The organism is Rhodanobacter sp. A1T4, assembly GCF_014207185.1.
Lineage (GTDB): Bacteria > Pseudomonadota > Gammaproteobacteria > Xanthomonadales > Rhodanobacteraceae > Rhodanobacter.
In genome coordinates this window covers 474,478-499,651 of sequence record NZ_JACHCP010000002.1, presented here as the reverse complement: position 1 = coordinate 499,651, position 25,174 = coordinate 474,478, and the positions used below count along the sequence as shown (strand labels likewise).

Genomic DNA, 25,174 nt, shown 5'->3' with positions numbered 1-25,174 from the left:
TCATGCATCTCAATACACTTAAGCCGAATGCCGGTTCGCACAAGACGCGTCTGCGCGTCGGTCGCGGCATCGGTTCGGGTATGGGCAAGACCGCAGGTCGTGGACACAAGGGTCAGCACGCCCGTGCCGGTGGTACCCATAAGTACGGTTTCGAAGGCGGCCAGATGCCGCTGCAGCGCCGGTTGCCGAAGGTCGGCTTCCGTTCGTTGAAGAAGGCTGAGAGCCAGGAAGTGTTCCTGTATCAGTTGGCCAATATCAAAGACGAAGTGATCGACATCGTTGTGCTGCACAAAGCTGGCCTGATCAGCAGCCGCGCGAAGAAGGTCAAGGTTGTGCTGAAGGGTGAAATCGGTCGCGCCGTGAAGCTGACTGGTCTGCTGGCTACCGCCGGCGCCAAGGCAGCGATCGAAGCGGCCGGCGGAAGCGTGGAGTAATCGACGGTGGCTGAAGCCAAGGGCAATTCGCTCGGCAAGCTCGGCAAGCTGACGGAGCTTCGTCAGCGCATCTTCTTTGTGATTGCGGCACTGGTGGTTTTCCGGTTGGGTTCTTTCATACCGGTACCCGGCGTCAATCCGGAGGCGATGAGTAATCTGGTTAACGGCAACGGCTTGATGGACATGTTCAACATGTTCTCCGGCGGTGCGCTGTCACGTTTTTCGGTGTTCGCGCTCGGTGTGATTCCGTATATCTCGGCATCGATTGTTTTCCAGATGATGGGATCGGTGATTCCGAGCCTGCAGGGCCTGCGCAAGGAAGGTGAGTCCGGCAAGCGCAAGATGACGATGTATACGCGCTATGCCACGGTGGGTTTGGCGGCGTTCCAGTCATTCGGTATCGCGGTCGCGCTGCAGAGTCAGGTAGCCGCTGGCGGCGCGCCGGTGGTCTATACGCCAGGTTTCGGTTTCATCATGTCGTCGGTTGTGGGTTTGACTGCCGGCACGATGTTCCTGATGTGGCTGGGCGAACAGATGACCGAACGCGGTATCGGTAACGGTATTTCGTTGCTGATTTTCGCGGGTATTGTTGCTGGTCTGCCTGCGGCGCTAGTGCATACGCTCGGGATGGCCAGCAACGGTGAACTGACGGTGCTGATGCTGCTGATGGTGGTAGCGCTGGTGCTGGCGGTTACGGCATTCGTTGTGTTCATGGAGCGCGCTCAGCGGCGCATTACCGTGAACTACGCACGTCGCTCTGGTGGGCAGCGCGCGTACATGAATCAGACGTCGCATCTGCCGCTGAAGATCAACATGGCCGGTGTGATTCCGCCAATCTTCGCCTCCAGCTTGCTGATGTTTCCGGCGACTGCGGTGGCCTGGTTCGGTACGAATCACCAGTCGCGCTGGTTGCAGGATCTGACGCAGCAGCTGAGTCCGGGCAATCCGTTGCACGATATTGTTTTTGCGGTACTGGTTATTGCGTTTGCGTTCTTCTATACGGCAATTGTTTTCAACGCCGAGGAGACAGCCGACAACCTGAAGCGGTCGGGTGCATTGATTCCGGGTATTCGCCCAGGTCGTGCCACTGCCAATTACGTTGACTCGGTAATGACGCGTTTGACCGGTGTAGGTGCTCTGTATCTGGTGCTGGTATGTCTAGTGCCGTCGTTCATGCAGGCCACGTGGCACGTACCGTTTGTTTTCGGCGGCACATCGCTGCTGATCGTGGTGGTGGTGGTGATGGATTTCACGGCTCAGGTGCAGGCGCATCTGGTCAGTCACCAGTACGAGAGTTTGCTTAAGAAGGCCAATCTGCGCCGCAGCTAAGGCTGCAAACAGACGGCTAAAGGTGGGAGGCGTGGTGGCGGTGAATGCCACAGGGCTTTCCAGTCAGGGTAATTCAGGTTAGAATTGCGCGTTTACCGCGCACGAAAGCATCGGAGATAACACATCATGGCGCGCATTGCGGGTGTCAATTTGCCGGTCCAGAAACATGTCTGGGTTGGGCTGCAGAGCATTTTCGGTATCGGCCGCAGCCGGGCCAAGAAAGTCTGCGTGGATGCCGGAGTGGTTCCGACCACGCCGATCAAGTCACTCAGCGAAGGCGAGGTGGAGAAAATCCGCCACGAAATCGCCAAGTACACCGTCGAAGGCGATCTGCGCCGTGAGGTGGGTATTGCCATCAAGCGTCTGATGGATCTGGGCTGCTACCGCGGCCTGCGCCATCGTCGCGGTCTGCCGGTGCGCGGCCAGCGCACGCGTACCAACGCACGTACCCGCAAGGGTCCCCGTCGCGCGATCAAGAAGTAACGGATTTCGAATATGGCTAAGCCGGTTAAAACCAAGAAGAAGATCAAGCGCGTTGTCACGGATGCCGTGGCGCACGTGCAGGCCTCCTTCAACAACACTATCGTCACCATCACCGATCGTCAGGGTAACGCTCTGTCGTGGGCCACAGCCGGCGGCGCCGGGTTCCGTGGTTCGCGCAAGTCGACTCCGTTCGCTGCTCAGGTTGCTGCTGAAAAGGCAGGCCGCGCCGCTGGCGATTACGGTGTAAAGACGGTCGAAGTGCGCATCAAGGGCCCAGGCCCGGGTCGCGAGTCGGCCGTGCGTTCGCTGAACGCGTTGGGCTACAAGGTGCTCAACATTATTGACGTTACGCCGATTCCGCATAACGGCTGCCGTCCCCCCAAGAAGCGTCGAGTCTAAGGAGCATACCCATGGCCCGTTATCGTGGAGCTACCTGCAAACTCGCCCGTCGTGAGGGTGCAGATCTCAGCCTGAAGAGCCCGGCGCGCGCGCTGGATTCCAAGTGCAAGCTGGAAAACAAGCCCGGCCAGCATGGCGCCAACAAGCGCATGCGCATGTCGGACTACGCTGTGCAGCTGCGTGAAAAGCAGAAGGTCAAGCGCATCTATGGTGTGCTCGAGCGTCAGTTCGCCAACTATTACTCGAAGGCGGCAACGACCAAGGGCAACACGGGTGAGAACCTGCTGCAGCTGCTTGAGAGCCGTCTGGACAATGTCGTCTATCGCATGGGTTTTGCGGTCACCCGCGCCCAGGCTCGCCAGCTGGTTGCCCACAAGGCGATCCTGGTGAATGGCAAGAAGGTCAACATTCCTTCGTACCAGGTTCGTCCGGGCGACGCGATTGCATTGACTGAGCGCGCCCGCACCCAGCTGCGTGTGCAGGAAGCGTCGACGATCTTTGACACCATGGATCTGCGTCCGATCTGGGTCGAAGTCGATGCCAAGAAATTTGAAGGTACGTTTAAGTCGGTACCGGATCGCAGTGACCTGCCGTCCGATATCAATGAAGCCCTGATCGTCGAGCTTTACTCGAAGTAATTTTACCGGAGCTCTGCATGGCAGTTTCGTCAACTAGTGTGCTGCGGCCTCGGGGCCTCAGCGTCGAACAGCTCGGAGCCAATCGCGCCAAGGTCGTGGTAGAGCCGCTCGAGCGTGGCTTCGGCCATACCCTCGGCAACGCGCTGCGTCGCGTGCTGCTCTCCTCGATTCCTGGCAGCGCTATCGTCGAAGTTGAAATCGACGGCGTGTTGCATGAATACACCACGCTTGAAGGTCTGCAGGAGGACGTGATCGAAGTCCTGCTCAACCTGAAGGACGTGGCCATTCGCCAGCATTCGGGCGATGAAGTCACTCTGACCTTGTCCAAAAAGGGCAAGGGTGTGGTCACGGCCGGCGACATCGTGGTCGATCATACGGTTGAAATCATCAACCCGGAGCATGTGCTTTGCCATCTGACCAAGGACATTGCGCTCAACATGCGTTTGAAGGTGCGTCGCGGCGTCGGCTATCAGCCCGCCAGCACGCGTCAGCATCCGGATGACGAGGCGCGTCCGATCGGTCGCCTGCAGCTCGACGCGTCGTTCGCGCCGGTGTTGCGCGTAGCTTACGAAGTGGACGCCGCCCGTGTTGAGCAGCGCACCAATCTCGACAAGCTGGTTCTGGACATCGAGACAAACGGCACGATCGGCGCTGAAGATGCAGTCCGCAAGGCGGCTGAAATCATCAACGACCAGCTGTCCGTGTTTGGTGACTTTTCGCGTCGCGAAAGCGCGACCGACAAGGCCGAGAAGAGTGGTTTCGATCCGCTGTTGCTGCGCCCGATCGACGATCTGGAGCTGACTGTGCGTTCGGCCAATTGCCTCAAGGCCGAGAGCATCTACTACATCGGTGATCTCGTTCAGAAGACCGAAGTGGAACTGCTCAAGACGCCGAACCTTGGCAAGAAGTCCTTGACCGAAATCAAGGACGTGCTGGGTGGACGTGGTCTAGCTCTTGGCATGAAGCTTGAGAACTGGCCGCCGCCGGGCTTGTCGCACGGTATGCAGTTGGGTTGATATTTGATTTTTGCGATCGTTTTCGATCGCTGTGGTATCGGTGTTTTGGCGAGTTTGAGCCTAGCTCTCTCGCCAGTCGCCAGAAGCGTTCATCCATGAGCGTGATTGTTTTTTGCGATCCTTCTTGATCGCTGAATTATTTCGGTTTGGCGACTCGCTTTGCCAACCGCCAAAGGCGGGCATCCGTGGCCGCACTCTAATTAAGAGCCTGTTCTAAAAAGGCTCCTCATAGCGGGTAACCGCGGGAAGCCGGACACAAGCGCCGGTTTTTCATAACAACAGACATCAGAGAACTAGCCATGCGCCACCAAAAATCCGGACGCAAACTCAACCGCACCAGCTCGCACCGCGAAGCCATGTTCAAGAACATGGCGTCCTCGTTGATCAAGCATGAGCTGATCCGTACCACCCTGCCCAAGGCGAAGGAACTTCGCCGTGTGGCGGAGCCGCTGATCACGCTCGCCAAGGCCGACGGCGTTGCCAATCGCCGCCTTGCCTTCTCGCGCCTGCGTGACAAGGAAGCGGTAGGCAAGCTGTTCGTCGAGCTGGGCCCGCGTTACCGCGAGCGTCCCGGCGGCTATCTGCGCATCCTGAAGTGCGGCTTCCGCCCCGGTGATAATGCGCCGATGGCGTACGTCGAACTCGTCGGTCGCCCGCAGGTCGAGGCAGTCGACGCCGAGTAATCGGTGGGGCTATCCAGCCCCGGTTGTGTCGATATAGAAACCCGGCAGGGTAGCTTGCCGGGTTTTTTGTTGATTGGATTTGCCGAGCCAAAGTCAGCGCGATATCGCTGCGCTGCTGACAGTGGGACAATGAGCAGGTAATGTCGTCATCCCTGCAACGTACCAATCTGCCATGAATCCATTTCGCTGGTCGTATCGCCTCAGTTTTCTGCTCGGATTTCTCATCTGCATCGGGTTGCTGGGTTTCGCACTCTATGCGGAACACGAGTGGGGCATGAATCCTTGTCCGCTGTGTATTTTCCAGCGCATCGCCTTTATGGTGATGGGCGCTTTCTTTTTGTTGGGCGCGATCTTCGGTCCTCGAGCTGGTGGCCGATGGATCTGCACCGGCGGCGCGTTGCTGGGGGCGATCTTCGGCATCGGCGTGGCCAGCCGGCATTTGTGGATCCAGTCGTTGCCACCCGACCAGATCCCCTCATGCGGCCCTCCCTTGGATTACATGTTCGGGGCCTTTCCGTTCGCGAAAGTGCTGAAACTGGTTTTTACCGGTTCCGGGGAGTGCGCCAAGGTTGAGCCGATTCTCGGTTTGCCGATGCCCGCATGGAGTCTTCTGTGGTTCGTGTTGTTGGCCATACTGGCGATCATCGCCACGCGTCGGCGGAGTGTTTTGAGATGAATGGCCGACAGTTGAACGCGGTACCGACGGATTCCAGCTTGCCGGCTTTGCCCGAGGCTTCACACTGGGCACCCGATTCCTGGCAGCAGCATGAGGCGTTGCAGCAGCCGCGTTACGACGATGCTGTCGAACTTGCGGAGGCTGGAGCCCACCTCGCGCGCTTGCCACCGCTGGTGACCTCATGGGAAGTACTTTCGCTGAAGCAGTCGCTGGCAGAAGCACAGGAGGGTCATCGTTTCCTACTGCAGGGTGGCGACTGCGCGGAAAGCTTTGGTGACTGCACCAGTCCGATCATTTCCAACCGTCTCAAAGTGTTGTTACAGATGAGCCTGGTGCTGGTGCATGGACTCAAGAAGCCGGTGCTGCGCGTGGGTCGTTTTGCCGGGCAGTACGCCAAGCCGCGTTCGACCGATAACGAGACGCGCGATGGGGTGACGCTGCCCAGCTTTCGCGGCGACCTGATCAACGGTCAGGCGTTCACGCCTGAGGCGCGCCGCGCGGATCCGCAACGTCTGATTCAGGCGCACGCGCACTCGGCACTGACGATGAACTTCGTACGTGCATTGATCGACGGCGGCTTTGCTGATCTGCATCATCCGGAGTACTGGGATCTGGCCTGGGTCGAGCGCTCGCCGCTGGCGGCCGAGTACCGGCAAATGGTCGCCAATATTGGAGATTCGCTGCGCTTCATGGAGACGCTGGCGGGACCGATCGCCGGGTTCTCACGCGTGGATTTCTTCACTTCGCACGAAGCCTTGCTGCTGCACTACGAGCAGGCTTTGACGCGTCAGGTGCCACGTCATCGCGGCTGGTTCAACCTGTCCACGCACTTCCCGTGGATAGGCATGCGCACGGCCGCGCTCGATGGTGCACACGTGGAATATTTTCGCGGTATCAGCAATCCGATCGCAGTGAAAATCGGTCCCAGCGTCACGCCCGAAAGGCTGCTGCCACTGATCGACGCATTGAACCCGCATGACGAACCGGGCCGGCTTACGCTCATTCATCGGATGGGCAACGCGCAGATTGCCAATGCACTGCCGCCGCTGCTCGATGCAGTGAAGCGTGAGGGACGCCGCGTGCTCTGGGTAGCCGATCCGATGCATGGCAACACCGAGAGTACCTCGAACGGTCACAAGACCCGTCGCTTCGACAATATCGCGGGCGAGCTTGATCAGGCGTTCGATATCCATGCCGCCGCGGGAACACGGCTCGGTGGTGTGCATCTGGAACTCACCGGTGAAGACGTCACCGAGTGTATGGGTGGCGCGCGCGATCTGTCGGAAACCGATCTGGATCGCGCCTACAAGTCGACGGTCGACCCGCGTCTGAACTACGAGCAGTCGCTGGAACTGGCCATGCTGATCGTGCGCAAGTCCGGCGGTATGAGCTGATAGCTTGCCCTGCGCCTGTCAGTGCGCAGGTGCTTCAGCGGCTTCCTTGGCGATCCGCTTTTCCAGGTTGTCCTGGCCAGTCGCCGCGTAAGCTTTGCAGGCTTGCGGATCAATCAACGGGTCAGCTTTTTCGCCCGGTCTGCGACGCATGGCGCGCGCCAGGAAATCGATGGCGTCTTGGTGTGGAACCATCAGGATGTCGCAGGGCAGGGCCGCAATGGTTTTCAATGCCTGACGAAATGCATCCAGCCGCTCCGGGTGCGCCGGGTCGTTATAGTGATATCCATCGGCACTCAACAAGCTGAGGCTGTCCGCGTAGACCATCGAGAGGCAGCGTTTGCCCTCGCATGATGTCCATGTCCATGTGGTGCTGCCCGGCGTATGTCCCGGCGTGTAATGGGCCTGTACAGCGAGAGAACTTACATGCACCGTTTCGTTATCCGCCACGCTGCGTACGTTGTCGACCTTGGGATAAAGCGGTGCGTCACCGTGCTGCGGATCATTCGGGTCGTCACCGCCGAGCATGATGGCCTTGGCACCCTTCACGCTTGCCGCAACCGATGCACCGCTGTCGCGCGCAATCGCAGCAATCCCGCCGGCATGATCGGAATGCGCGTGTGAATTGAGGATCAGCTTGATGTCTTTCAGCTTGAATCCAAGAGCACGGATATTCGCTTCGATCATCGGCGCGTTTTTCGCCAACGTGCCGTCTATCAGGATGTCGCCATCCGGCGAGGTGATCAGGATGGCGCTCAAGCCTTTGCTGCCCACGTAGTACGTATTGCCGTAGATGCGGAACGGCTTTTGCGGCTGCTCCCAGGCGGTCTTGTCGAAGACTTCTGGTTTGGTTATTGGCGCGGCATGTATGACACAGCATGCAGACAGCGCGATGATGCCCACGGCGATTCGTGCATTCATGGGGTTACCCCAAAAGAAAGTGAGGCGATTGTGCCGATCAGGAGTGGCACTGCGCCGTCGCATTTGGGGTGTTATGCGGGCACGCGTAGCGACCGAAGCCGTTGCCACACGAATCCCGCGGGGCAGCGCGAATGACTTTGGCCGCGGGACGATATGGAGATCAATCGCTTGCCTGCGGCTTGCCGGCAACGGTATCGAGAAACTTCGGTGGCTGCCAAACATGCGTGTGCTGTTCGAAACCATAGCCAATGGCGATCAGCGTCGGCTCGCTCCATTTCGCGCCAAACAAAACGATGCCCACAGGCAAACCGTGCGCCCAACCCGCCGGTACGGTGAGTGATGGATAGCCGGAAACGGCTGCCGGTTGCGAGGCGCCGCCAACGGTGGGATCGCCACTGACGATGTGGTCGCCCAGCACTGGATCGGTCATATAGGCCGGACCCCATGACGGTGCCAGCAGTGCATCGAGGCGATCCGCCTTCAGCGCCGCATCAATACCTTCCGGGCCTGCCAGCCGCTTCGCTTTTTCCAGAGCCTGCATGTATGCCGTTTCGGTGAGAGGGCCTTTTGCTTCGGCCTGCTCGAACAGCTCCTGCCTGAACCAGGGCATCTCGCGTGCCGCTTCGCGTTTGTCGAAGGCGATCAGATCGGCCAGCGTATGCACGGTGAGGCCGCTGCGCGTCGCCAGATAGGCATTGATGTCGTGCTTGAAGTCATACAGCAGCACGGTCGTCTCCGGCGCGCCCAGCTCACTGAGATGCGGCAGCGTAACGGGGTCTACGATGATGGCGCCGTTTGCCTTCATCGCCGCAATCGCCTGATTGAGCACGCGATCGGCGTTTGGCTCCGCACCACCGAGCTGTCGCACCACGCCGATGCGCTTGCCGCGCAGGCCGTTCGGATCGAGGAAGCGGGTGTAGTCGGTGGCGTGCTTGTCTGCATCGATCGTGGCCGGGTCTTTGGCATCGCTACCGGCGATGACGCTGAGCAGGGCCGCGGCATCGGCGACGTTGCGTGCAATGGGGCCGGCAGTGTCCTGATTGTGGCTGATCGGTACGATGCCGCTGCGACTGACCAGACCCAACGTCGGCTTGATGCCGACGAGACCGTTCATCGATGCCGGGCAGATAATCGAGCCGTCGGTTTCGCTGCCGATCGCCACCGTGGTCAACCCGGCGGCCACCGCGGCGGCCGAGCCTGCGCTCGACCCGCAAGGGTTGCGATCGAGCGCATACGGATTGTGCGTCTGCCCACCACGACCACTCCAGCCGCTGCTGGCGTGGTTAGAACGATAGTTTGCCCATTCGCTGAGATTGGTCTTGCCCAGGATCAATGCTCCGGCATCGCGCAGCCGCGTGACTAAGGTGGCATCGTGCGTCGCTGGTGTACCTACCAGCGCCAGTGAGCCGGCGCTGGTCTGCATGCGGTCGCCGGTGTCGATATTGTCTTTCAGCATCACAGGAATGCCGTAAAGCGGACCGTGCTTTTTCTTGCGCTGCTTGTCGAGCGCAGATGCAAGACTCGCTGCATCCGGATTGACTTCCAGCACGGCGCGCAAGCTTGGTCCGCTCTGATCGATCTGTTGAATGCGCGCAGCAAATTGCTGAGCCAGAATCGCGGTACTCAGCCTGCTCGCATCCATCTGCTGCTGCAGTTGAGCGATTGAGGCATAGGCGTCAGTGGCATCTTGCGCAGCCATGGGTGCGCTGGCCAATGTGGCTCCGCCGAACAGTACGCAGAGGAGAATCGAACGAACCATGCTGCACTCCGGCTGTTATTGAAGGCACAGGTTATCGCGTCATCGCGACTTGGTCGCGTGCGCGCCCTTTTTACACAGGCATCCGTGCACTTTTTCGATGAGAATGCGCAGATGAATCTTTGCGCCAAGCTGAAAGAGTCACCGAACGCCATCAGCCGATGGCTTTCCATCGCTGTCATTCTGGGTCTGCCTGCCATGTGTCCGGCGTTTGCCGTTGATGCCGCGGCATCAGCGGCAGTGCCAATTCCCGATACTCTGCAGCAACGTATCGCCGCCTGCACCGCCTGTCACGGGGTGCATGGCGAAGGTTCGGCTGATAGTCATTTCTTTCCGCGACTGGCGGGCAAACCGGTCAACTATCTCGCGCGACAGTTGCAGTACTTTCAGAGAGGCCAGCGCAGGTACGCACCGATGCAATACATGGTGCAGTCGCTCAGCCCGGCTTATATGCGCGTGATCGCCGAATACTTTTCCATTCAGCGTGTGCCTTATCAGCAGTCGCTGGTGCCGACGCTGTCCGCCGCGGTGTTGCAGCGTGGCGAGCAGATCGTTACGCAAGGCAATCCCGCAACGAAGCTACCGGCGTGCCAGAGCTGCCACGGCAGGCAGCTCACCGGAATGGAGCCGAATATTCCGGGGTTGGTTGGCCTGCCATATGACTATCTGAGTTCGCAGCTCGGCTCATGGCGCACGGGTACACGTTCATCTGCTGCGCCGGATTGCATGGCGCAGATTGCAAACCGGTTGAGTCCTGACGACATCACTGCCGTATCCGCCTGGCTTGCCAGTCAGCGACCACCTGCCGATACGCGGGCACAACTGGCGGGTTCGGTAACGCCGCCACTGGCGTGCGGCGTGCTGGCTGTGAAAGGAAGCGGTGCATGATGAAGTGGCTGCGTCGTGTCATGACCGTGTTCGTGCTGTCCATTGCCGTGCTGGCCGGCTGGTTCTTTTTTCGACGCGATCATGCCGAGCCGCTGCCGGTTGCGATGCGCACGGTCGATGCCGCCATGCTGAAGGATCCTGTGCTGATCGCCCGTGGCGAATATCTTGCCAAAGCTGGAGATTGCAGCGTCTGTCACACGGAGCAGGGCGGCCAGCCGTATGCCGGTGGACGCAGCGTCGCAACGCCATTTGGCGATATTCCCGCACCGAACATCACGCCGGACAACGATACGGGTCTGGGCAACTGGAGCTTCGAGGATTTCTGGCGCGTCTTGCATAGTGGTATCGGTCGAGATGGGGCGCTGCTCTATCCGGCGTTTTCCTACACGGCATTTACTAAGGTTCATCCCGACGACGCGCTGGCCATTTTCGCCTATCTGCGTTCGCTGCCGCCAATACATCAGACGTCTAAACCGCCAAACCTCAGGTTTCCTTACGGCATCCGCAATACTTTGATTGCCTGGCGTCTGCTTTATTTTCACGAAGGACAGTACCGGCCCGATACCAGACAATCGGCACAATGGAATCGTGGCGCCTATCTCGTGCAAGGCCTGGGCCATTGCAACGAATGCCACGATACACGCAATGCGCTGGGTGCACTTTCCGGTCGGCAGTCTTTGTCCGGCGGCGAGATCCCTGCACAAAACTGGTATGCGCCGGATCTTGGCTCGCGACAGAACGGCGGCTTGGCGGGTTGGAGCGGCAAGGATATTGTCGACCTGCTCAAGACTGGCCAGTCGGCTAAAGGTGTGGCTTTGGGACCGATGGCCGAGGTTGTGACCAAGAGTACGCAGTACCTGGCTGACGATGACCTGCAGGCCATCGCGGTCTATCTGCAGTCGCTGCCGGAGCGGCCAATGGCGGTAGCTCCGAAAGAGGCTTTCAACAGCAAGGCGCTGGCCGATCAGGGCGAGAAAATTTATGCCCAGCAGTGCGCGAGCTGCCACGGCCAGGACGGTAACGGTGTCGATGGTATCTATCCACCGCTCAACGGCAATGTGTCAGTGACCGAACCGGTGGGTATGAACGCTACGCGCGTTGTCCTGCTCGGTGGCTTTTCGCCGGGTACGGTGGCCAACCCACGAGCGTATTCCATGCCACCGTTCGCCCAGCAGCTCAGTGATGCCGATGTCGCCGCCGTGGTCAGCTACGTTCGTCAGGCATGGTCGAATCACGCACCGGTCGTGCAGGAGCGCGACATCAGCAAATATCGAACGACGCCGGTCGACTGAGCGTTTCATTTTTCCGGTGTTCTGCCGCAAGGTCGGTGAGTTCGGCCAGCGCCAGCCACGGTGCCAGCGTCCAGTGGCCACGGGCCTGTCCCGAGGGCGATGGCAGTACAAATATTTGGGTGCTGCCGATGGTATCGGCCTGCAAGCCATAGTCGACTGCGTGACCAAGTGCTGCTCGCGCGCCATTCTTGCTGGTGAAGGCAAGCACGCGTGGCGCGTGGTATTCGATCTTGGCGATGAGTGCCGAGGTATCGAAGGCGTCACGTGGCAGCTCGTTGTCATTGCCGATGTGGTGCTTGGCCAGATCGGTAAGACCAATACCGTAGCCGGGCAATTGTGCGAATTCGGCAGGCGCCAGCAGGCGTGGCGTCAATCCTGATTGATGCAGGGCGCGCCAGAACAGGTTGCCCGGATGCGCGTAATAGGCGCCCTCGGCTGCCGAGCGTTTGCCGGCAGCGGTGCCGCAGAACACCAGCGCCAATCCGGATTGCAGCACGTCGGGTAGCACGTGGCCATCATCCGCGCACATCAAGTCTCGTGCTACCAGGCGGCGCATCATCCAGCAGGAAATCAGTGAACTGGAAACGTCCATCGCGTAGTACGGACTCGCCTCGGCGCAGCTTCAATGGTTCGGCAAACAAGGGGCCACCGAAAGCGAGTGTATGGAATTCACCGCGTTCGCCGCACGCATCGGCGCCGGGCGGTAGTTCATCGAGCAGGGCCGTGTTGTACTCGCGGCCACAATACGCGGCGTCCAGTTGCTGGGTATCCACGCAGCACAGCATCGCGCGATGTCCCTCGCTGACGAAGCGTCGCGACAGCGCGGCGGTATCCTCGCCCCACAGTGGAAATACCGCACGCCAGTTGTCGCGACCGAGCTGGCGCACGCGGTAATCACGCACGTCCTGCAGGAACAGGTCGCCAAAGGCGCAATGGCGAATACCCGGCCAGCGCATGCGTGCTTCGACCAGCCCTTTGGCATGGGCTTCCTCGTAGGCGTCGTTGCTGCCGGGCCAGTCCAGCAATACTTCGATCAACGGCAGCCCGATCGCGGCCGTTTGCGCCAAAAGGATGTCACGATGGATGCCGTGCATGGCCACGCGCGAATAATTGCGATTGACCGTAGTCAACAAGCCAACCACCCGCCATTTCGGATCGGCCAGCAGCCGCTGCAGCGCCAGCAAACAGTCCTTGCCGCCGCTCCAGGCCAGTAATGTCGGAGTTGCCGTCATCGCGCTACTTTACGCGATGCAGCGTCGGGAATTGAACGGGCTCGTCCCCTTGCCTACACCTCGTGTACGCACCGGCCGCCAAACTGCGCGTATGTCATTCATGGATGTCTGGAATCAGGACCGGTGGGTACAGCCGGGCGTGGCAGTAAGCATCGCGTTGGTGCTGCCTGGGCATAATGCGTCGGCTAGCCTGGGGGTTGTCGCTGGGCAGCCTGGGCTCTGTAAATCGCTATGTTGCTAGGTGTCGTGAAAATGGTTCATCGACAGTCAACCGCCGCAGCCGCTATAAAGAAGCTCAATTTGGGGAGTATCTGGTGAGTGAAGAAATTCTGATCAACGTGACGCCGCGCGAGACGCGGGTCGGCGTGGTCGAGAACGGCATGTTGCAGGAGGTGCACGTTGAACGGGCCTCCAAGCGCGGCTACGTCGGCAACGTCTACAAGGGTCGCGTGCAGCGCGTGATGCCTGGCATGCAGGCAGTGTTCGTGGAGATCGGGCTGGAGCGTGCGGCGTTTCTGCACGCCTCGGACATCGTGCGCCCGCCGTCGGCGCCGTCGGTTGATGGCGCAGAGCCGGTCGGTAACGGCCACACACCCTCGATCAATGAGCTGGTGCACGAAGGCCAGGAAATTGTGGTGCAGGTGGTCAAGGACCCTATCAGCACCAAGGGGGCCCGGCTGTCGGCGCACTTGTCGATTCCCTCGCGCTATCTGGTGCTGCTGCCGTACGCGCGTACGCTGGGTATTTCCACCCGGATCGAGGACGAAGCCGAGCGGCAGCGACTGAAGGACGTGCTGACGCCGCTGATTGGCGAAAACCCATTGGGTTACATCGTGCGCACGAACGCGGAGGGGCAGAGCGCCGAGTCACTGGCGTTCGATGTGACCTATCTCAGTAAAGTCTGGCGCGTAGTGCAGGAAAACATCGCCAAGGCCAAGGTCGGCGAGCGTGTCTACGAAGAACTCTCGCTGCCGCTGCGCAGTTTGCGCGACATGCTCAACGACGATATCGAAAAAGTACGGATCGATTCGCACGCAACGTTCGAAAAAGTGGTGAAGTTCGTGCACAAGTTCATGCCGCATCTGGACGACCGCATTGAGCATTACGACGGCGAGCGGCCGATCTTTGACCTCTACGGCGTCGAAGACGAGATGCAGCGCGCGCTAAAAAAGGAAGTTCCGCTGAAATCCGGCGGTTATCTGATCGTCGACCAGACTGAGGCGATGACCACGATCGACGTCAATACCGGCGCTTATCTGGGTACGCGCAATCTCGAAGAGACGGTTTACAGGACCAACCTCGAAGCGGCGCAGGCGGCGTCGCGGCAGCTGCGCCTGCGTAACCTCGGCGGCATCATCATCATTGACTTCATCGACATGATCGATGAGGAGCACAAGCGCCAGGTGCTGCGCATGTTGAACAAGGGGTTGGCGCGCGACCACGCGAAGACCACGGTATACCCGATGTCGGCGCTGGGTCTGGTCGAGATGACCCGCAAGCGCACGACGGAAAGTCTTGCGCGCCAGCTGTGTGAACCCTGCGCCACCTGCAACGGTCGTGGGCAGCTGAAGACCGCCGAAACGGTGACCTACGAAATTTTTCGCGAAATCACCCGTGCGGTGCGCCAGTTCAACGCCGAGAAATTGCTGGTGATGGCCAGCCAGTCGGTAGTCACCCGTATTCTGGAAGAGGAGTCTGGCGCAGTGGCCGAACTGGAAGAGTTCATCTCGAAAAGCATACGCTTCCAGGCCGAAGAACATTATTCGCAGGAACAGTTTGATGTGGTTTTGCTGTAAGTCTGTCCCGAAATCCGGCCCGGATTACTGCGCGTGAAGGCGTTGTGGCAGAGACGGGCGCACGGCTGCGCGCGTGCAGTGGGCTGGATCAGCGGTGTCGCGGTGATCCTGCTGGCGGTGGTGATGGCGTTGACGCAACTGCTGCTGCCGCTACTGGCACGTCACCCTGAATGGGTGGCTGCGCAACTCAGCGAGCGATTGCAGCGGCCAGTCAGCTTTGCCTCGATGGAAGGGCGCTGGACGCCGTCCGGGCCGCTGTTTGTGATGCATGGTGTGACCGTCGGTGCGTTGAAAGGCGAAGCCGGTACGCCGCTGCAGATTCCCGAGTCCGAATTGAAGCTGGATTTTGGCGGCTGGCTCGCGCCATCGCGGCACCTGGTCAACCTGCACGTGCGCGGCCTGGAGCTGGATCTGGCTCGTGACGCCGACGGTGGTTGGCACGTCAACGGTATCGGCGTGGCAGGCGGTGGAAATCAGCAGCCGCTGTCGCTGGGTCCGCTGTCGATGGATATCTGGCTGGAGAGTCTGCGAGTTGTCATCACCGATGCAAAGCCCGCCAAAAGCTACACGCTGCTCGCTCAGCAGTTGCGTCTGAGCCGCCAGGGCGACCATATTCGTTTCGGCGGCGTTCTGCGGCGTGACGGTGCTGCTACCGTGTTGCATGCGGCGGGGCGTTTCCGCGAGGACGGCAGCTCAGGTCATCTGTGGCTCGGTGCTCATGACGTCGATCTCAAGCCGTTGCTGCAGGGAATCGATCTGGACGGCTATACGGCTGAGCAAGGTCACGGTCAATTGGCATCATGGCTCGACTGGCGCCGCGGAAAGCTGGTCAGCAGTACGATCCGCTTCGACCTCGATCAGCTGGCGGTGTCCCACGCCGACGGAGCGCGTGCCAGCGTTTCGGCCTTGCACGGGGTTGCCGGCTTGCGCCGCATCGCCGACGGTTATGACCTGCGCTGGGCCGGCGACGACGGCAGCCTGCTGGCGCTCAGCCTGCATCAGCCCCAGGGTCAGCCAGTCAGCGTGGGCGTTGCCGCCCGTGAACTGCAGCTGGCGCCGCTGTTACCTTGGCTGGCATTGAAGCCGGACCTGGGGCTACCGATGGCCCAATGGCTGGGCAGCGGACATCCGCGTGGCGATCTCAATCGCGTTGCCTTGCACTGGAATCAGACCGACGGCGTGCAGGCAGTCGATCTGGCGTTCGCTGGCTTGGGCATCGACCCCGTAGGCAAGCTGCCCGGAGTGAGTGGTCTACATGGCGAACTGCGTGGCGACGACGAAGCGTTCTCGTTGGAGTTGCCGGCGCAGGCAACCACCCTGCAATTTCCACAGAGCTTCCGCCAGCCGTTTTCCCTGACCTCGTTGGGCGGCACGCTGGCGTTCTGGCCAGACAATGGCGACTGGCATATCGGCGTGGATGCACTGGACTTTGCCGGTACTGGCTATGCCGGTGACGCGCGTGGCGAGGTGACTCTGCCGGCGCAGGGTGGGCCGCCTTTCGTGGATATGTATGCGAATCTCGACCATGCCGACTTGCCGGTGGCAAAGCAGTATTTGCCCATCAATGCGTTACCGCCCGCCACGGTTGCGTGGTTGGATAACGCCTTGGTGGCGGGCAATATCGATCAGGCGCAGGCGCTGTTGCGCGGTAGTCTGGCCGATTGGCCGTTCCGACATAACGAGGGTCGTTTCGAGGTGCGCGCTGCGATCAGCGATCTGACGTTCGACTATGGCAAGGATTGGCCACGTGCAGAAGGCCTGGATCTGGTCGCCAACTTCGTCAACAACGGGCTGTTGGTCGAGTCCAGCGCCGGTCATGCGCTCGGCGTCAAATCGGACAAGGCGGTTGCGTTGATCCCCGACTTTGCCACGCCCTTGCTCGACCTGAACGTGCAGGGCAGCGGTAGCGGTGCCGACCTGATGGAGTTCGTGCGCAAAAGCCCGATCGGCAATCGTCAAGCCGATATCCTGACCAAGTTGAACCTTGGCGGCAGCGGCACCGTCGATTTTCATCTTGCGTTGCCTTTGAACAAACCCGCCGACGCGCAACTGAACGGTATAGCGCAGCTGAAGGACGCGGACTTCACCGCACCGGAATGGAACCTTAAGCTGGACAAGATCAGCGGTCCATTGCGCTTTGACCTGCATGGCCTGCAGGGTGGTCCACTGGATGCCGGCTTCCGTGGACAGCCGTCCAAGCTGCAGCTGGCCATCGCCGGCGGCAACACCGATCCGAACACGACTTTTTCGGCGCAACTGACCGGCAGCTATCAGTTCACCGAAATGCTGCAGGACTATTCTTCATTGAAGTGGATTGCACAGCTGGTCGATGATGGCCGCAGCGATTTCACCGTAGGCTTCACGATTGCGCATGCCCCCGGTAGCGATGCGCTAACGCAGAACCTCAGCATTGATTCCCCCCTCAACGGTATCGCACTGAATCTGCCCGTGCCGCTAAAAAAATCGGCCGATGAAACCCTGCCTCTGCACGTGGCGATTCGTCTGCCGGTTGCAGGGGCTGATGTGCAGTTGGGGCTTGGCCAGGCGATGCGCGGACACCTGCGTTTGAGCGACGGCGCGCAGAAACCGCTGGCGGCCACCCTAGCCTTGGGCAGCGTGATGCCGGATGACTTGCCTGCACAGGGTCTGCGCATTCGCGGACATACCGATCAAATGGACGTTACCGGCTGGGTGCAGCGCGCAGTGGCTGGCGGTAGTGGCGATGGTCCGTCAATGGAAAGTATCGACATCAGTGCGGGGCAGGCTACGCTGTTTGGTTACCCGTTGGGTGCAATGCAGATCAAGGCCAAGCCACAGGCCGATGCGCTCAGCGTGGACGTCGATGCTGCCACGATGAGCGGCAATTTCAATATACCGACCCGCGAACTGGACAAACGCGGTATCACCGCCCGGCTGCAAAAGTTGTACTGGCCCAAGGATACGGTGACATCGGTTGACGCAAAAGGGCGTCCAATTATTGTGCCGCCCGTCAGTGCGTCGACAACCGCCGCAAACGGATCAACCGCGGAAACTACGGCAACAGCGAATACGCCGCCGAGCAATCCGGCCAACACTGGCATCAATCCCGCTGCACTGCCACCGTTCCATCTGTGGCTTGGAGACCTGCGTCTGGGCGATGCCAAGCTCGGTGAAGCGCGCTTGGAAACGTGGCCCACACCAGCTGGGCAGCATATTGAGCAGTTGCGTGCGCTGTCCAGCCGCGTGCAGATAAACGCCAGCGGCGACTGGAATGGCACGGCTACCGATAGCCACACTCATATGAAAATCAGCTTCGCGGCTGAAGACCTCGGTGGCATGCTCAGCGCCTTCGGTTTTGAAGGCTTGGTCAACGGCGGCAAGACCAATGATCAACTCGATGCGAGCTGGCCTGGCGCGCCAAACGCTCTGACACTGGCCAGCATGGACGGTACGCTGAGCGTGCATGTGAATGATGGACGTATTCCGGAGGTGTCATCACCGGGCGCGGGGCGTTTATTGGGTCTGGCTTCGCTGGCCGAATTGCCCCGCCGGATGACGCTGGATTTCGGTGACGTGTTCGGCAAGGGGCTGGCGTTCGACTCGATGATCGGTGATTTCCGTTTGGCCAACGGCACGGCAACCACCAATAACTTCAAGATCCATAGCCCTGCAGCGGAAATCAGTATCACCGGCCGTACCGATCTGCGCGCGAAAAAATTCGATCAGCAGATTGTCGTGGTGCCGCACGCGGGCAACAGTTTGCCGATTGTCGGCGCGGTAGTGGGCGGTCCGATCGGTGCAGCAGCGGGCTTCGCGGTGCAGGGCCTGCTGGGTCACGGTTTGAACAAGGCGGTCGGCGCGCGTTACAAAATTACGGGTAGCTGGGATAAACCCGTAATGACCCTGCTCGAAAAGCATACGGCGCCGGTGTTGGGGCCGGCACCCGTTGCGCCGATGCCGATCAATGCATCCAAAGATGTCGAGCCGGCATCGGCGCAGTCAGCGGGACACTGATCAGGCCAGCTCTGATCAGGCAGATCAGGATCAGGCGACCGGCTCAGCCGGTTTAGTGCTACCGCGGAACGGAAACAGCTGCTGGTTGATGAAACCGTCCGGCATGTAGTCGCCGACTACGCCGTAACGGACTGGAAACTTGTCGCTCGTCTTCACCACGGTGCCGAACAGGTAGTCGATAAAGGCGTAATGCGCGGCATAGTTCTTGTCGATCGCGATATCGTCGGAGGCGTGGTGCCAATGGTGGAAGTTGGGCGTCACGAATACGTACTTCAGTGGTCCCCATGGCAGGTGCACGTTGGCGTGGTTGAACACCGCCTGGAAGCCCACGATCAGGATGTAGCCATTCATCACTGACTCGCTGAAGCCCAGTATGTACAGCGGCGCCAGCACGCAGACGCGGGTGGCGATCAATTCAAACATGCTCTGGCGCGAACCGGCCAGCCAGTCCATCGTCTTTACGCTGTGGTGTACCGAATGGAAGCGCCACAGGAACGGCACCTCGTGATACGCGCGGTGCGTCCAGTACTGCGCCATGTCCGCTACCAGTACGCAAAGCAGCAGTTGCGGCACGAACCAGATGTGCTGCACGAATTGTTGGAAATCGCTGCGTACCAGCCAGCCGAACAAGTGGTGTAGCAGGAAATTCACTGTCAGCAACGCCAATCCCACGATGAAATGATTCACCGCGAAATGCTTCATGTCGGTTTGCCATTCAGGCCGGAAAATCGCCTGGCCCTTGTATAGCGGAAACAGTTTTTCGATCACCACGAAGATCAGTGTGGAACCGAGCAGGTCGAGGATGAACCAGTCCAGGCCGATATACGGCGTGTGATCCGGAAAATTGCCGACTGGCACGCGCGAGCCGCCCAGCGCCACTGCCGCAATGACCAGCACAAACGACGTGATATTGATATTGCGCTGGCGGTTGAGTATCAGGTTGCCGAGTGATAGCGCGCCGGCAATCAGCAGCGCGCCAAACAGTGCCTGGCGCAGCACATCCACCGAGTATTTGACGCGTAGCTCGGGCGTGGTGAGGTACTGCGGAAAGTGGAAAGCCAGTACGCCAAGCAGGCACAGGATCGCCAGCGACATGGCGATCGCGGTGGTGACCATCGCCTTGCCGGGCACGAGCTCACCGCTGCCGCGGAACATCTCGCGGGTGTCGTCGACCACGATGCCGATGCGTTCGGCGGGCGCGATCACTGCAACATTGACCAGCTTGTGTGCGAACTTGCGTCGTGAGGGATGCGTCATCAGCGTTCCTGCGTCAAAGAGTGCATGTATGACGGCCTATCCGGTCGTCTAGCGCATGGTAGCGCCAAGTTTGGGCAGTGGTCATGTCGGGGCAGGCCGCGATATTGATGCTGACCGGGCTTGCAGCGGCAGGCTTTAAGCCGCAGGATTTGACCTCATCTAGTAAGCAATTCAACTGCACCAGAAACGGCAGAACCCCATGGATTCACTGATTGCCCAGGCCGAGCGCCGTTTGCTCGCGCCAGGCGGCATTGCCGCCACCGACCTCGACCGTGTGTTCAACCAGCTGATGGGCCCGTCGATCGACGCGGCCGACCTGTATTTTCAGCATTCGCGCAGCGAGTCGTGGCTGCTGGAAGAGGGCATCGTCAAGGACGGCAGCCACTCGATCGAGCAAGGCGTTGGCGTGCGCGCCATCAGCGGCGAGAAAACCGGCTTCGCCTATTCCGATGAAATCGTGATGCCGCAGCTGCTGGATGCTTCGCGCGCGGCGCGCGCGATCGCCCACGATGGCAACGGCGCTGGCAAGCCGCTGGCCCTGAACGGTGCGCGCCAGCTGTATCCGGCGATCGATCCGGTCGACAGTCTGCCCAATCCCGAGAAGATTGCGCTGCTGCGCGAGGTCGATGCGTACGCGCGCTCGCGCGATCCGCGCATCAAGCAGGTGATCGTCAGCATTGCCGCCACCATCGACACCATTCTGATTGCCGCCTCCGACGGCACCCTGGCCGCCGACGTGCGTCCGCTGGTGCGCCTCAACGTGCAGGTGATTGCCGAGCAGAACGGCCGTCGCGAGCAGGGTCATTCCGGCGGCGGCGGCCGCTATGGTTATCGCGAGCTGATCGAGAACGGCCGCGCGCTGGCCTTTGCCGACGAAGCCGTGCGCCAGGCGCTGGTGAACCTCGATTCCGTCGATGCACCGGCTGGCAACATGACGGTGGTGCTTGGTCCCGGCTGGCCCGGCGTGCTGCTGCACGAGGCGATCGGCCATGGCCTGGAGGGCGACTTCAACCGCAAGGGCAGCTCTGCCTTCTCTGGCCGCATCGGCCAGCGCGTAGCAGCCAAGGGCGTCACCATCGTCGACGACGGCACGCTGCCGGGTCGCCGCGGCTCGCTCAGCATCGACGACGAAGGCACGCCGACCGAGTGCACCACGTTGATCGAGGACGGCATCCTCAAGGGCTACATGCAGGACAAGCTCAACGCACGACTGATGGGGATGGCGCCCACCGGCAACGGTCGCCGCGAATCATTCACGTCGTTGCCGATGCCGCGCATGACCAACACCTACATGTTGGCCGGACAGCACGATCCGGCCGAGATCATCCGCTCGGTCAAGAAGGGTCTGTATGCGCCCAACTTCGGCGGCGGTCAGGTCGACATCACCAGCGGCAAGTTTACCTTCACCGCCAGCGAGGCCTACCTGATCGAGGACGGCAAGATCACGCGCCCGGTGAAGGGCGCCACGTTGATCGGCAGCGGCCCCGAGGTGCTCAACCGCGTCTCGATGATCGGCAATGATCTGAAGCTCGACGAAGGCGTCGGCGTCTGCGGCAAGGATGGTCAGAGCGTGCCGGTGGGCGTTGGTCAACCGACGCTGAAGATCGACGGTATGACGGTAGGCGGCACGGCGTCGTAACGCATATGGAATTTGGTTTGTCTTGAATTTAAGCGCAGTTGAAGAGTGAGTGCGATGCCGGGGGCCTTATGGCAATTTGCGGATTTCGGCGCTTGCCTCTGTTGCTAAGAATGCCCGCAATTGCTTGATGTTCCGTCAAAGCTTCATCAACGTTTCGCTATCAGCGGAGTTACCGTTAGCGTCGACAAAATTCGCGTCCCACCGTGCCACTATCCTTCGCCTAACGAGATCGAACGGCGTGACCGCGTCTTTTCGTTCCGGAAAGCGTCTGATATTTGCGGCCTGCAGCGCGAGAATATCTCGATCCTGGTTAGCGACCCTGCGAATCAGTGGCCATACGAATAATCGAACGGCCCATGCCGGCGCCCAGCGGCCATCGATATGCAGTGTGCCAAATACGTTGGTTCGATGGCTGGACTCCGGGGACACATGGATTGATATGCGTACGCGGCTGCCGTTGCGGTAACCATAGTCCAGTTGAACGGAACCCGGCTCGTAGAAGTGCGCGCGCTCGAACTCGCGTGGTGATTCGAACAGTCGATAAATCAAGCCCGATTGCTGCGCATTGCCCTTGTAGTCGACCGTAAAGCCGCTGGCTGTTGTCGAGCACGACGCGACCGTATCGCGTCGTGTCGCGGAAAAGCGGATAAGGCCGCGGTGGACAAAGTGCGTATGCAGGGGATCAAGCACATTCTCCAGGATGTCCGCTGCACCCGCGTGCCATGTCGACTGCCATATAAATCGTCGATTTTCATCTGCAAGGCTCTGAATGGCTGGAGGAATGCTAGTGTCGTTGTTGCGCTCCAGTCTCGCCCATACGAACCCGCCGTTTTCCATGACGTCGATCGCACGCGCGCGAACATTGGGCAGACAATTACCGACGGGCATTCCCGGAAGTTCGACGAGCGTACCCGATGGATCAAAACGCCAGCCGTGATAGGCGCATTGCAGCGTGCGGTCAACAATGCGCCCGGCTGAAAGGGGAACCTGCCGATGCGGGCAACGGTCTTCGTAACCGACGACGTTCTTTCCGTCTACTCTGGCGAGGACGATGGGTTGCTTGAGCAGTATTGCCGCGACGGGCTTCGTGCCGATGCGATCCGCACGCCCGACAACAAACCATTTTTGATACAGCTCAGCGGGCCAGGAATTCATAGCTTGTACCGCCTCATGATGGGCACGCCAATATGACGTGTCGCCGCACCCAGGATTTTGAGCGCAACCTGCGTGCGTTGGGGAAGGTGGCTTGCGAACACGGCGCTGTACTCAATCGCCGGTTGACCGCCGCGCTGTCGTTTGAAGTGCGCTACGCCAGCGCTGAGGTTAACCAGGCATGTGTCTGTAGCTGCCTGGCGCATCACGAGTGCCGAAAGCATGCGATACAAACCAAGCTTTGCAGGTAGCGACGTGTTGTAGCCAACGATGGGCGAGGTCAAGAGATTGCCAAAGCGGATGATACCCACGGCCCCCTGGAGTACCCCGGCCTCATCGCGTATGCCGCTAAGTTCCAGCAGCCCCCCTTGCGACCACGCCTTGATAAGTGTCCAGTCATAAAACGGATTGAGCGCGGAGTACTTGTGCATATACAAATCTGCGTAGAGCTCTGCGATTCGCCGAAAATCCGCATCATCAAAATCACGGGCGATTCGGTTATTTCGATCAGTTTGGCGCAGCAGCGCGAGGTCGCGTTTCAAATCCGTTCTGTGCAGTGCGAGTTTGGCAACATCCTCAAATAGGTAGACCTGGCGGCTGGGTACCATGATGCACCCACGGTCGGACAGCGCGCGTAGCCAGTCGGCGTGATGGGCGCTGTTGAGCGACCTCAACCAGATCGCATGCGTCGGATAACGACGCATTGCCTCTGCCAAAACCTGGTCAAGCCCAACCCCACCCAGGTCGGGATACGCATTGGTGGAAACCAGCCAGTTATTTATCGCTACGGCGCGATCAATAGATGCGTGGCGCAACCAACTGCCAACTCCTCTGGCGAGCCCTTTCAACGGTGCAGTGATCAGCGGATGGCCAAGGCGTTCAACCTCCTCCATGGCGTAGCTCGCGTAGGTCGTCAAGGGTGAACAGACCCATGCGTTATCGGGCTCGGCGTCGTTAACCGTCACGGGAAACAATGCGCCACCCGCTTCGATGGCATCAACCTCAGTCTGGACGTTGGCAATAAAAGGTCGTGTTGGTCGTCGCCGGTGAATACGCAGATACGCATCCGCTTTGGCATTGAACTCGTCCAGCTTTACGACAGGTACGGCGGTCATAGCGCAGCCAGGGGGTCGCCATCCCATTCGATATCACAGGTAGCCGCTTGACGCAGGTTGCAGCGATTCTGCACTGCCAGCCTTGCGTAGGAACCAAAGTCCAATAGCCCGCCGAAGAACGGCAGCGGATCGCGCGGCGCTGCGATCACATCAACCCCCCGTCGGAAATCCTGCCACCAGAGGCCGACACGCGAATCACGTAATGCCTGCGCACCACCGGCGACTAACATCACGGCTGAAATCATCCGTGCCGCATGATTCGCCGGAACGACGCAATCGGTGGCAGCACCCGCCAGCGCGGCCGGCAATGCGTCGTCCAGGCCGAACAGATGAACACCACTGATCGCGCGTGGATTGCACTCAAGCACTTGTGCGTTGCCGTTATCGGCTTCGATCCAGTCGAACGATAATTGCCCGGTGTAGTCCATCTTGCGTGCGAACATATCGACAAACTTTTGGATGGCTGGTGAGGGACAGGCTTCGAAAAAGAAACTGGAACTTGCCTGAAGCCGGTAGCTGGGACGATAGGTGACATGGGCAAGCAAGCGCCCACGGTCGATCACGCTGTAAGAGCACAGTTCGCGTCCATGGCAAAATCGCTGGACGACCCATCGCCCGGGGACGTCGAACGGCTTGGCATCGGCTGGGATACCGTTCGGGTGCAGGCGTACATGCACGCCGAAGCGGGAGTATTCCGGTTTGAGTACCACCGGGTCGGTACCTGCCCAGCTCCGCGCCTGCTCAAGTGTATCGACGCATGCACTCTCGGGAACGACAGCGCCACAACCTTGCGCTGCTTCAAGGAATCGCCATTTACTATGCAACGTGTCCATCGTATCGAACACGCCGACGGCGACTCGTGCGGATTCCGGCAATAACGCACGATAGCGCGAGAGATAAAATACTTCCTCGCAAGTCGGTACGACGAGATCAATGCGGTGGGTACGGATGGCGTGGGAGAGGCCGTCAACATACGCGCGGGATGCAAAGCGCGCTGATGGTAGCGTTACAGTTGACGTAACTGAGCGAGACCACCCTGACATCCTGCAGGGGATGCTGTCTCCGATCGTCACCGTCCAGCCCT

22 protein-coding genes are annotated in these 25,174 nt (G+C 60.0%); 14 read left to right on the top strand and 8 right to left on the bottom strand.

From position 1 onward, the window contains the following. Window positions 1-2: 2 nt before the first annotated feature. The 9 genes from rplO to HDE80_RS05380 all read left to right on the top strand — a co-directional run bounded on the left by rplO (window position 3) and on the right by HDE80_RS05380 (window position 7,052). Entirely contained in the window at window positions 3-434 is a 432-nt protein-coding gene (gene rplO, locus HDE80_RS05420) for a 50S ribosomal protein L15 (RefSeq protein WP_184600956.1), read from the top strand. Window positions 435-440: 6 nt separating this feature from the next. After that, a complete protein-coding gene (gene secY, locus HDE80_RS05415) occupies window positions 441-1,763 on the top strand; it encodes a preprotein translocase subunit SecY (RefSeq protein ID WP_184668583.1) in 1,323 nt (440 codons plus the stop codon). 126 nt (window positions 1,764-1,889) lie between these two features. Next, complete coding sequence (rpsM, locus tag HDE80_RS05410; RefSeq protein WP_179479306.1) at window positions 1,890-2,246, top strand: 30S ribosomal protein S13; 357 nt, start codon at window positions 1,890-1,892, stop codon at window positions 2,244-2,246. Between the two features lie 12 nt (window positions 2,247-2,258). After that, window positions 2,259-2,645 (top strand): 30S ribosomal protein S11, encoded by a 387-nt coding sequence (gene rpsK / locus HDE80_RS05405; protein ID WP_007513384.1) that lies wholly within the window; start codon window positions 2,259-2,261, stop codon window positions 2,643-2,645. Between the two features lie 11 nt (window positions 2,646-2,656). Beyond that, entirely contained in the window at window positions 2,657-3,283 is a 627-nt protein-coding gene (gene rpsD / locus HDE80_RS05400; protein WP_184600960.1) for a 30S ribosomal protein S4, read from the top strand. Between the two features lie 17 nt (window positions 3,284-3,300). Beyond that, complete coding sequence (gene rpoA, locus HDE80_RS05395) at window positions 3,301-4,299, top strand: DNA-directed RNA polymerase subunit alpha (RefSeq protein WP_184600962.1); 999 nt, start codon at window positions 3,301-3,303, stop codon at window positions 4,297-4,299. A 299-nt stretch (window positions 4,300-4,598) separates the two neighbouring features. Next, on the top strand, window positions 4,599-4,982 hold the full coding sequence (gene rplQ, locus HDE80_RS05390; protein ID WP_184419205.1) for a 50S ribosomal protein L17: 384 nt from the start codon (window positions 4,599-4,601) through the stop codon (window positions 4,980-4,982). A gap of 172 nt (window positions 4,983-5,154) precedes the next feature. Beyond that, window positions 5,155-5,658: a disulfide bond formation protein B gene (locus HDE80_RS05385; RefSeq protein WP_184668581.1), complete on the top strand. Its 504-nt coding sequence runs from the start codon at window positions 5,155-5,157 to the stop codon at window positions 5,656-5,658. Beyond that, window positions 5,655-7,052, top strand: a complete 1,398-nt coding sequence (locus tag HDE80_RS05380; protein ID WP_255483587.1) for a 3-deoxy-7-phosphoheptulonate synthase class II — start codon at window positions 5,655-5,657, stop codon at window positions 7,050-7,052. The genes HDE80_RS05385 and HDE80_RS05380 overlap by 4 nt, the downstream gene beginning before the upstream one ends. 18 nt (window positions 7,053-7,070) lie before the next feature. Here the strand turns inward: HDE80_RS05380 and bla are convergent, their stop codons facing one another. Beyond that, window positions 7,071-7,970, bottom strand: coding sequence for a subclass B3 metallo-beta-lactamase (bla, locus tag HDE80_RS05375; RefSeq protein ID WP_184668579.1), 900 nt, complete (start codon window positions 7,968-7,970; stop codon window positions 7,071-7,073). 160 nt (window positions 7,971-8,130) lie between these two features. Then, entirely contained in the window at window positions 8,131-9,729 is a 1,599-nt protein-coding gene (locus HDE80_RS05370) for an amidase (RefSeq protein WP_184668577.1), read from the bottom strand. Window positions 9,730-9,924: 195 nt separating this feature from the next. Here HDE80_RS05370 and HDE80_RS05365 point away from each other — a divergent pair, with 195 nt between their 5' ends. Next, window positions 9,925-10,614 carry a c-type cytochrome gene (locus HDE80_RS05365; RefSeq protein ID WP_255483612.1) on the top strand — a complete coding sequence of 230 codons (690 nt, stop codon included), beginning with the start codon at window positions 9,925-9,927 and terminating at the stop codon, window positions 10,612-10,614. Continuing rightward, window positions 10,614-11,906 (top strand): cytochrome c, encoded by a 1,293-nt coding sequence (locus HDE80_RS05360; protein WP_184668907.1) that lies wholly within the window; start codon window positions 10,614-10,616, stop codon window positions 11,904-11,906. The genes HDE80_RS05365 and HDE80_RS05360 overlap by 1 nt, the downstream gene beginning before the upstream one ends. Here the strand turns inward: HDE80_RS05360 and HDE80_RS05355 are convergent. Both HDE80_RS05355 and HDE80_RS05350 read right to left on the bottom strand, forming a co-directional pair. After that, window positions 11,875-12,435: a mismatch-specific DNA-glycosylase gene (locus HDE80_RS05355; RefSeq protein WP_184668575.1), complete on the bottom strand. Its 561-nt coding sequence runs from the start codon at window positions 12,433-12,435 to the stop codon at window positions 11,875-11,877. The genes HDE80_RS05360 and HDE80_RS05355 overlap by 32 nt on opposite strands. Continuing rightward, window positions 12,422-13,138: an ATP-binding protein gene (locus tag HDE80_RS05350; protein ID WP_184668573.1), complete on the bottom strand. Its 717-nt coding sequence runs from the start codon at window positions 13,136-13,138 to the stop codon at window positions 12,422-12,424. Before HDE80_RS05350 ends, HDE80_RS05355 begins: the two co-directional genes overlap by 14 nt. Window positions 13,139-13,452: 314 nt before the next feature. Here HDE80_RS05350 and rng point away from each other — a divergent pair, with 314 nt between their 5' ends. Both rng and HDE80_RS05340 read left to right on the top strand, forming a co-directional pair. Then, complete coding sequence (gene rng, locus HDE80_RS05345; RefSeq protein WP_184668571.1) at window positions 13,453-14,934, top strand: ribonuclease G; 1,482 nt, start codon at window positions 13,453-13,455, stop codon at window positions 14,932-14,934. Window positions 14,935-14,967: 33 nt separating this feature from the next. Beyond that, window positions 14,968-18,927: a YhdP family protein gene (locus tag HDE80_RS05340; RefSeq protein WP_184668563.1), complete on the top strand. Its 3,960-nt coding sequence runs from the start codon at window positions 14,968-14,970 to the stop codon at window positions 18,925-18,927. Between the two features lie 30 nt (window positions 18,928-18,957). On the opposite strand, the gene HDE80_RS05335 is transcribed toward HDE80_RS05340, so the two are convergent. Further along, window positions 18,958-20,184 (bottom strand): sterol desaturase family protein, encoded by a 1,227-nt coding sequence (locus HDE80_RS05335; protein ID WP_184668561.1) that lies wholly within the window; start codon window positions 20,182-20,184, stop codon window positions 18,958-18,960. A 199-nt stretch (window positions 20,185-20,383) separates the two neighbouring features. On the opposite strand from HDE80_RS05335, the gene tldD reads away from it, so the two are divergent. Then, entirely contained in the window at window positions 20,384-21,823 is a 1,440-nt protein-coding gene (tldD, locus tag HDE80_RS05330) for a metalloprotease TldD (RefSeq protein WP_184600977.1), read from the top strand. 135 nt (window positions 21,824-21,958) lie between these two features. Here the strand turns inward: tldD and HDE80_RS05325 are convergent, their stop codons facing one another. From HDE80_RS05325 to HDE80_RS05315, 3 genes are read right to left on the bottom strand one after another with little or no spacing between them, the layout of a single operon-like run. Further along, window positions 21,959-22,978 carry a Rieske 2Fe-2S domain-containing protein gene (locus HDE80_RS05325; protein ID WP_184668559.1) on the bottom strand — a complete coding sequence of 340 codons (1,020 nt, stop codon included), beginning with the start codon at window positions 22,976-22,978 and terminating at the stop codon, window positions 21,959-21,961. Beyond that, a complete protein-coding gene (locus tag HDE80_RS05320; protein WP_184600979.1) occupies window positions 22,975-24,090 on the bottom strand; it encodes a hypothetical protein in 1,116 nt (371 codons plus the stop codon). The genes HDE80_RS05325 and HDE80_RS05320 overlap by 4 nt, the downstream gene beginning before the upstream one ends. Then, window positions 24,087-24,923, bottom strand: a complete 837-nt coding sequence (locus HDE80_RS05315) for an ATP-grasp domain-containing protein (protein ID WP_255483586.1) — start codon at window positions 24,921-24,923, stop codon at window positions 24,087-24,089. Before HDE80_RS05315 ends, HDE80_RS05320 begins: the two co-directional genes overlap by 4 nt. Between the last annotated feature and the right edge of the window lie 251 nt (window positions 24,924-25,174).

Coding starts and splice junctions, on each gene's coding strand:
- rplO (WP_184600956.1), top strand. CDS start 3: ATGCATCTCAATACACTTAAGCCGAATGCCGGTTCGCACAAGACGCGT.
- rpsM (WP_179479306.1), top strand. CDS start 1,890: ATGGCGCGCATTGCGGGTGTCAATTTGCCGGTCCAGAAACATGTCTGG.
- rpsK (WP_007513384.1), top strand. CDS start 2,259: ATGGCTAAGCCGGTTAAAACCAAGAAGAAGATCAAGCGCGTTGTCACG.
- rpsD (WP_184600960.1), top strand. CDS start 2,657: ATGGCCCGTTATCGTGGAGCTACCTGCAAACTCGCCCGTCGTGAGGGT.
- rpoA (WP_184600962.1), top strand. CDS start 3,301: ATGGCAGTTTCGTCAACTAGTGTGCTGCGGCCTCGGGGCCTCAGCGTC.
- rplQ (WP_184419205.1), top strand. CDS start 4,599: ATGCGCCACCAAAAATCCGGACGCAAACTCAACCGCACCAGCTCGCAC.
- HDE80_RS05385 (WP_184668581.1), top strand. CDS start 5,155: ATGAATCCATTTCGCTGGTCGTATCGCCTCAGTTTTCTGCTCGGATTT.
- HDE80_RS05380 (WP_255483587.1), top strand. CDS start 5,655: ATGAATGGCCGACAGTTGAACGCGGTACCGACGGATTCCAGCTTGCCG.
- bla (WP_184668579.1), bottom strand. CDS start 7,970: ATGAATGCACGAATCGCCGTGGGCATCATCGCGCTGTCTGCATGCTGT.
- HDE80_RS05370 (WP_184668577.1), bottom strand. CDS start 9,729: ATGGTTCGTTCGATTCTCCTCTGCGTACTGTTCGGCGGAGCCACATTG.
- HDE80_RS05365 (WP_255483612.1), top strand. CDS start 9,925: ATGTGTCCGGCGTTTGCCGTTGATGCCGCGGCATCAGCGGCAGTGCCA.
- HDE80_RS05360 (WP_184668907.1), top strand. CDS start 10,614: ATGAAGTGGCTGCGTCGTGTCATGACCGTGTTCGTGCTGTCCATTGCC.
- HDE80_RS05355 (WP_184668575.1), bottom strand. CDS start 12,435: ATGTGCGCGGATGATGGCCACGTGCTACCCGACGTGCTGCAATCCGGA.
- HDE80_RS05350 (WP_184668573.1), bottom strand. CDS start 13,138: ATGACGGCAACTCCGACATTACTGGCCTGGAGCGGCGGCAAGGACTGT.
- HDE80_RS05335 (WP_184668561.1), bottom strand. CDS start 20,184: ATGACGCATCCCTCACGACGCAAGTTCGCACACAAGCTGGTCAATGTT.
- tldD (WP_184600977.1), top strand. CDS start 20,384: ATGGATTCACTGATTGCCCAGGCCGAGCGCCGTTTGCTCGCGCCAGGC.
- HDE80_RS05325 (WP_184668559.1), bottom strand. CDS start 22,978: ATGAATTCCTGGCCCGCTGAGCTGTATCAAAAATGGTTTGTTGTCGGG.
- HDE80_RS05320 (WP_184600979.1), bottom strand. CDS start 24,090: ATGACCGCCGTACCTGTCGTAAAGCTGGACGAGTTCAATGCCAAAGCG.
- HDE80_RS05315 (WP_255483586.1), bottom strand. CDS start 24,923: ATGGACACGTTGCATAGTAAATGGCGATTCCTTGAAGCAGCGCAAGGT.